The sequence below is a fragment of the Bacillus cereus group sp. BfR-BA-01524 genome (genome assembly GCF_022662595.1).
In the GTDB taxonomy this organism is placed as follows: domain Bacteria; phylum Bacillota; class Bacilli; order Bacillales; family Bacillaceae_G; genus Bacillus_A; species Bacillus_A thuringiensis_S.
In genome coordinates this window covers 1-223 of sequence record NZ_JAKUDW010000454.1, presented here as the reverse complement: position 1 = coordinate 223, position 223 = coordinate 1, and the positions used below count along the sequence as shown (strand labels likewise).

The window sequence follows — 223 nt, the reverse complement described above, 5'->3', positions numbered from 1 at the left end:
ATGCGGAGAATTGGATATTTCTATTGTTGCAATGGAATGCGACAAAGACCACGTTCACTTGTTCTTAAATACACCACCAACACTTAGTCCTGCTGATACAATGGCAAAAATTAAAGGAGTGACATCAAAACGTTTGAGAGAAGAATTTTCACATCTTCAACACTTGCCGAGCCTATGGACGCGTTCTTATTTTGTTTCTACTGCTGGAAGTGTATCAAGTGAG

General features: G+C 39.5%; 1 protein-coding gene. It reads left to right on the top strand.

All coding sequences use genetic code 11. The annotated features are described in order from the left end of the window. A partial coding sequence (gene tnpA, locus MR170_RS31860) for an IS200/IS605 family transposase (protein ID WP_242310785.1) occupies nt 1-223 on the top strand: 223 nt, incomplete at both ends.